Source organism: Candidatus Chloroploca mongolica (assembly GCF_004762035.2).
Classification (GTDB): domain Bacteria; phylum Chloroflexota; class Chloroflexia; order Chloroflexales; family Chloroflexaceae; genus Chloroploca; species Chloroploca mongolica.
The window spans coordinates 1-6,446 of sequence record NZ_SIJK02000119.1; the positions used below are offsets into that span (position 1 = coordinate 1).

Below are 6,446 nucleotides of genomic sequence, written 5' to 3' on the forward strand. Positions count from 1 at the left end.
GCCTCCTGGATTGGTGTCTGCCACGTGGCAACTTCCGCCTCAAACCGACGCGTCTCCTCAACATTGAGCGGGAGATAGATGCTGACAAAGGCCGCGAGCATCCGCCGTTGGGCCGCCGTCACTGAGAAGCCCGCCAGCATGCGCAGACACGCTGCTTTGACCTGCCAGCGTTCCTCACGGGCGATCCGCATGCGCGCCATCAACGCGGCCGCCAGCGGATTCGTGCTGCGCAGATAGGTGCGCCAGTCCAACTGGTTCAATTGTATCATGAGGTACTGGAACCGGAGCACCTCATGGGTGCCAAGCGTGACCTGATGCCGGTCGGGGGCCAACCGACGCGGGCTAGGATACGAACAGAGCGCAATCGGATAGATGGGTTGGTCGTACCGGTCATAGAACCGGGCGAAATAGCGAAACATCCGGCGCGGCAACTGAGCATCGCGCTGAGCCTGATGCTCCAGGTGAAGCAGGAAGGTCGCCACGCCCTCACGCCCCTGCGCCTGGACAACGAGATCAGCGGTGCGGCGGTCAGGATCGAGCAAGTCGACGAATGACTCGGGTGCGAGCATGGTCAGCGTGTCAGGGTCAAGCAGCGCGAGGATATCCGGGGCAAAGAGGTCGAGAAACTCGACGAGAAAGGTGCTCAGCAGTTGCTTGAAGATGCCATCATGATCGAGCGCCATCGCGAACCTCAGTGGGAACAACGCCCGTCACGTGCTGGTGAACCCGCAACGAGCAAGAAAAGAACGTATGTACGATACGCATCATACCACACCCATCGTACGCGGGCAAGGACGGTCGCGTTGCAGAGCAGGGCGATTGCATCATACGAAACCGGATACAAACATACGCGCTATCAGGGCACCCGCAAGGGGTGCCCCCTCAAAGGGTTTCACCAAATTACACGACTACGGACAGATAATGACACGATTACAGGTACAAAGCGAGCAACACCGGGATCGCTTGCGTGAAACTCGCCATGCGTTCCTTCCAGGCCACGCCGAGTTGGAACAAACTATACTTCCAACTCCGCGCCGGGCCGTCATCAACCAGCTTGCGATAGCCCCGTTTGACCACCCAGCGGCCCACGGCCACAAACCACAGGTAGGCGATCACCAGCGGCAGCAGCAAGCGGGCAAAGCGCTGACGGTCCTCAAGCCCACTTCGATCCAGGTGAAAGCCCCCGCTCTGCCAGTCGCGAAAGACCGTCTCAATCCACATCCGCCGCTTGCCCAGACGGTAGGTGCGTCCGTTCGCAGGCAGGTTGGTCATTACCGCACGCACCAGGATCTTCCCATCTGGGTCTTTGTCCCACCACGCGATCACGTTGACCGGGCCGTGTCCGTCTTCCGTCAGATAGACCCCGTTCAGGTACACCACCTCGGTTTGTCCGGCCATCCGGTGCTCCAACGACGTGGCCTTCCCATCGCGCGTGTCGGCGACCAGCGTCCGTCCGGTCACGCCCAACAGGGCATCATGGCCGAGCCCGCGAACCCACGCAAACAGCGCCTGACTGCGGAATTCACTATCTCCGTGGATGCTCACCCGCACACCTGGGGGCAAGAGGGCCAAGGCGTCCCGCACGACCGCTTGCTGGTCTTCCAAGCCGCTTGGCCCACGGTGATCGAGCGCAATCCAGGTCAGCGGGATCGACCGGCGGCGGAAGCCAACACTGACCACGAGGATATTGTGGCGGTTTTGGATCAGCACACGATCGATCAGGATGTGCACGCGTTGGCCTTTGAGTCCCTGCAAGGCTCGCCGCACGATGGGATGGTAATGGGTCTCCTGGGTCATGCGGTCGTTATCCAGGAAGCGCCGCAACCGTTGCTCTTTGGCGGACTGGGTCGTGTCCACGGGCATGGCTCGTGCGATACGTCCGAGTTGGGCGGCCACACACTGCGACACCGCCACGACAATGAGCGCCAGGGTGGTCAGTTGACTGGTCAAGGCGTCCACAAGCTGATCCGTCATCTGCTGATGAATGCTATCATAGAGCGGTGAGGTGGGCATGGATTCCTCCGCTGGGCTGATGCGTGTTGGCACGCGTGATCTTCCCAGTATACGGCATCCTGCTCACCTCCGTTTATCTAGTGAAACCCTTTGAGAGGGGTGCCCCTACAGGCGGGGGGCCGGGCCCGGTGTACGGGCACCCCTTGCGGGTGCCCTTGCGGGTGCCCTTGCGGGTGCATACACGGAAGATGTAATCGCCCTACGTGGCAGACCAGGGCGATTGCATCTTCTTCCGTCGCCGTAAACGGCTCGGCTTTTGGTTTGCAAACGCCACCTTCGTGGCCTGATTCAGCCGACGAAGGCTGGCTTTGCCCAGCGTCGCCGAGGCGTTGACGCCGCGGAGCAAGCGATGAGGCTCCATGTACCGGTGCGTCGATGCGTGCATCACGATGCTTTGGCAACACGCAGCCTTCATCGGATCGACAAACGCTGGTTCGCCCCTGGTAATGGCTTCATGCTATGCTCAGAAACGGAGCGAGGGATCGTGCGATCTATTTCTCATCTGGGGTAGCATATGGATCAATCCTTGATCGTTCTTGGCTTCACCATCGCCGTCGTGGTCATCGTCGTCGGGAGCATCGTTGCCCTGCTGGTCGTTGCCGCCAAGCAGCGCACTCGACAACCGACCCCGCGCCGATCCCGGGCGGCCCACGCTGAGCTCGAAGCCGCACCGCTCGATCAGCAACGCGCCCTGGAGCCTGAACCAGCCACGCCTCAACCGCAACCCGCCATGCCATCGCCCTATCGCGCCCGCAAACCTATGCTCACCCCCGCCGAGCAAAGCTTCTTTGCCGTGTTGCGCACCGCCATCCCCGACGAATGGTACATTTTCCCCCAGGTACGGCTGGCAAGTCTCGTGACGCTCACGCCAACGATGCGGCATCGTAGCGATCATTTCAATCGCATTGCCCAAAAGAGTGTTGACTTTGTGCTGTGTGAGGGTGCCCACCTGACACCACGGCTCGTCATTGAGCTCGATGATGCGTCGCATCAGCGTCGCGATCGCCAGGAACGGGACGCCTTTGTGGACACGACCTTTGCCGCGATCGGGTTGCCGCTCTTGCGTGTCCGTTGGCAACGCACCTATGATCGCGCGCAGCTTGCCGCCCAGATCATGGCGACCGCCCGGATGCCAGCGCCGCCCCGTGCCCACCATGCCGCGTCCACGAGCACGACCGGGAACGGAGCGCCTCACCCCCATGGAGCGCCCAGTCAGGCGCAGCCTGATCGACCACAACGTACCCCACCGTACCCCGTCTGTCCTGGCTGTCATACTGAACTCACCGCAGACGCACGCTTTTGCCCAAGGTGTGGGACATGCGTGGAAGCGGGCGAGGCGTAGCGGCAGGTCTAGCCTTCCCCTGATGACGTGAGCCTTCGTCACAGGCGACGGGCCAACCCGCTGATCACCACCCACCCCACCCACCCCACCCACCGCACGCCCCACCGGGGAGGGGCTGGATGACGCTGCGGGCGGAAGTGTACGGTCGCTCACTCACGCCTGCACCGCGTCCTGATGCGGCAAAACGCCTCGCTGGGCTGCGCGAGCCTCAACGCCAGCCCCTGCGTGGTACCCCTGCGTCACGGGCGCAGGGGCTGGCGTTGGGGGTAACGCCGGGGTTGCAGGAGTCGACGTTGGGATTGCGTACGAGGTTGACGTTGGGGCTGACGGAGCGGGGAACGGAGACCGGGTCAACCTTGACGACGCCGTCTGGTGTCGAGGTGACCCATGATGAGGCCGTGCTGCATGTGGTCGCGTCACAGGCACCGCCCCATGCCAACGCGGCCCCACGGTGCCCTTGCGCTGGGCACCGTGGGGCCGCGTCAACTGCGCATTCCAGGCCTAGCGCACGCCCATGATCACCGAGAGCCACCTGAGGGTGGCTCTCGGTGATCATGTTACCGCAAGGTCAGCGGCAAATACACGCGGTACGCCGGGTCAACGAACTCATTGTTGAACGGCGGCACACTCCCGACCCGCTCGTCGGGTTGGGCGTCCACCGCCAGCAGTGGGGCCGTTGGCCGTGCCTTCGCCTCCGCCAGTCCGCCAACCACCGCCGTCGTCATTGTGGGTGACGCTGCGCCCAGCGAGGTACTTAGCCGGTAGGTGGCCGCCGTGTAGCCATAAACCTCCACCTGGTAGAGCCCCGGCACCACCGCCGCTGCCGGGATGACCACCTGCTCCGCCGCACTCCCCGGCAGGTTGCTCACCCACGCGGATTGCTGCGGATCTGATGACCAGACATAGAGATCCGCATCCCCGTCCAGCACCTCCAGATTCACTCGGAACTCCTGGCCTGCCCCGACCGCATAGCGGTAAGTCCGGATCTGACCTTCGTACAGTTGATCAGTCAGCAGTTCCAGATTGAGCAACTGGCGTGCCTGCCCACCCGAAATGTTGTTCGCGCGATCACGCGCCCAGACTTGCAGGTAGCGCAGGCCGGGTTGGGCCGCCAGCGACCAGCGGTAGCTCGTCGGGGTGGCGTCATACGGCAACCACCCGGAACTCGCCACTGGCACCCAGCGTTGCGCCCCCGCGTTGTAGAGGTACTCAATCAGATGCACGGCCAGCACCCCACTGGCCGTGGGGCCCGGATCCAGCGCACTGATCTCCAGCGTCACCTCGGTCGTCACCACGGTCGTCTGGCCCCCCCCGTTCACGCGAATGGCGGTTACCACCGGCGGGGTGTGATCCGCCGCTGGCGTGGCGATCAGGAACGTCCGGCTGACCACATTATTCGCCGTGCTACTCTCACTCAGCGTGCCGTCGGGATCGATGAGGGCATAGATCGTGACCAAGCCCGCCGTCGGCAACGTGACGCTCAGCGGGGTCGTGCTCTCACTGCTCGCCACCGGATCCAGGAGCGGCACCGTGGTCGTGCCCAGCACCGGGCCGGTCACCGAGTCACGCCGGAACGTGACCGGCACCGCCGTGAGCGTTTGCTTGCCCCCACTGCGCTGCACCACCAGGCCCAACTCAAAGGGGGTCTGCGCCTGCGGCACCATCGGACTCACCCACAGGTCATCGCTGCGACTAAAGAGGTCATCGAAGGTGCTGGTCGCCGCCAGCACGGTAAAGGCCGCAGGCAACGTTGCCTGTGCCCCACCGGGATGCCGCACGAGCAGGTCGTAGACGGCTGGGATGCGCCCCGCCGGGACTTCCGCCAGCAGCGTCGTGGCATTGATGCGCGTCGTCGCGAGGTCGGTCGTGCCCAGGCGCACCACCGCTCCGGCAGCAAAGTTGGCCCCGCGCACCAGGATCTCGGTCGCCGCATCGTTAAACGCTGAGGCAGGCACCACCTTGCGCACCTCTGGGGTGAGCGCCAGCACTGTAAAGGCACGCGGCAACGTACCGGTGCGCCCCTCCGACGTCACCACCAGGTCATAGGTGCCGGGCGGCAGGGTTGCAGGCACGGTCGCCGCGAACCGGGTGGTCGTCTCACTCGTGAGCTCGGTTAAGGCAAACGACCCGGCGCTGCCCACCAACCGGGCGCTGGGCGGGGGCGTCAGGGCGAAGCTGTGCCCCTCCACCGTCACGCGGGTCGTCTGCCCGGCGGGGCCTTCACGCGGCGTCACGGCCTGTACCAGATCCGCATGGCCCGGGCCATCGGGCAGGGCCACAAAATCCTGCCCTGCCTCGTCACCCGGTACCGTAATCGTGCGCGTCACAGGCGTAAAGGTATACCCAGTGCGGAGCGGTGTCAGCGTATACGTGCCCGCAGGGAGCCCACCGAGCGCATAGGAACCATCGGCTGCGGTGGGGACCTGCCGCGTCCCATCCGACATTGTCACCCCACCGAGACCGGTACCCGCGGCTGTGACCTGCCCGCGCACAGTAAAGGTGGTCGCCGTCACCTGGAAATCCTGGCCCGCCAGCGCCTCCGTGACGGTGATCGTCCGCGTCGCGGGTGTGAAGGTGTAGCCCGCTCGCGTTGGCGTCAAGACGTGTGTGCCATACGGTACATCAGTCAGCGTGTACGCGCCGGTGCTGTCCGTCGTGGCACTGCGCGTGCCATCGCTGATCATCACATCCGCCAAGCCGACGCCATCCACCGTCACCCGCCCTGTCACCGGGAAGGTCAGCAGCGAGGCGGCAAAGTCTTGCCCATCGAGATCGCCGGTCACCGTGATCGTCCGGGTCGCCGGGGTAAAGGTGTAGCCTGCGAGCGTCGGCGTCACCACGTACGTCCCATAGGGCACGTCCGTGAGGGTGTAGCCCCCCGTCGCGGTCGTCGTCACGGTGCGCGTGCCGTCCGTAATCACCACATCCGCCAAGTCGACGCCATCCACCGTCACCCGCCCCGTCACCGGGAAGGTCAGCAGGGTGGCCGCGAAGTCCTGATTTGCCAGCGCTGCCGTCACCGTCACCGACCGGGTGGCCGGGCTAAAGGTGTAGCCCGCCCGCGTCGGGGTCAAGACGTGCGTCCCATACG

General features: G+C 64.4%; 4 protein-coding genes. 1 reads left to right on the plus strand and 3 read right to left on the minus strand.

Annotated elements, in window-relative coordinates; translation table 11 throughout:
• Both EYB53_RS24785 and EYB53_RS24790 read right to left on the minus strand, forming a co-directional pair.
• Nucleotides 1-683 (minus strand): Rpn family recombination-promoting nuclease/putative transposase (locus tag EYB53_RS24785; RefSeq protein WP_135482203.1); only part of this gene is annotated, 683 nt, incomplete at its 3' end.
• 247 nt (nt 684-930) lie between these two features.
• Entirely contained in the window at nt 931-2,013 is a 1,083-nt protein-coding gene (locus EYB53_RS24790; protein ID WP_135482205.1) for a transposase, read from the minus strand.
• A 514-nt stretch (nt 2,014-2,527) separates the two neighbouring features.
• On the opposite strand from EYB53_RS24790, the gene EYB53_RS24795 reads away from it, so the two are divergent.
• A complete protein-coding gene (locus EYB53_RS24795; RefSeq protein WP_135482207.1) occupies nt 2,528-3,355 on the plus strand; it encodes a DUF2726 domain-containing protein in 828 nt (275 codons plus the stop codon).
• A gap of 557 nt (nt 3,356-3,912) precedes the next feature.
• Here EYB53_RS24795 and EYB53_RS24800 read toward each other — a convergent pair.
• On the minus strand, nt 3,913-6,446 hold a 2,534-nt coding region (locus tag EYB53_RS24800), incomplete at its 5' end, for a choice-of-anchor Z repeating domain-containing protein (RefSeq protein ID WP_205712769.1).